Genomic DNA, 348 nt, shown 5'->3' with positions numbered 1-348 from the left:
TTAGTTGAAGAAGGATTTTGTTTTTACGTTAAACTGTATACAGTTTAACGGTTTTAGGAGGTGAAAATGATGAAACGTGCGATAGGAATATTTCTTACTCTTTCATCTTTACTAACATACTTAATTGTGGACATGCTTTATGATCCTCTTGAGAATAAAATAACAACAACCGATATGAATTCAGGAGTTACAACAGCAACAGTACTATATCAATATCCTTTGATGTATTGGGTAATTTGTGTCATTTTAATAATTACTTTTATTCTTGGGATTTACTTTATTTCTAGCAAAGGAAAAGCAATATGAGGAATGTCCACTCTGTGATACTCCAGAATATACTAGAAATAA

General features: G+C 30.5%; 1 protein-coding gene. It reads left to right on the top strand.

What is annotated here, in order from left to right; genetic code table 11:
• The first annotated feature begins 69 nt into the window (after window positions 1–69).
• A complete protein-coding gene (locus ACSR9O_RS27300) occupies window positions 70–306 on the top strand; it encodes a hypothetical protein (RefSeq protein ID WP_491725429.1) in 237 nt (78 codons plus the stop codon).
• The last annotated feature ends 42 nt before the right edge of the window (window positions 307–348 follow it).

It is taken from the genome of Peribacillus sp. B65 (assembly GCF_058513295.1).
Note: the sequence above shows the minus strand (reverse complement) of the source record. Positions and strands in the feature narration are given on the sequence as shown.

Bases quoted from the DNA above. Each gene is read 5' to 3' on its own strand.
- ACSR9O_RS27300 (WP_491725429.1), top strand. From the start codon at position 70: ATGAAACGTGCGATAGGAATATTTCTTACTCTTTCATCTTTACTAACA.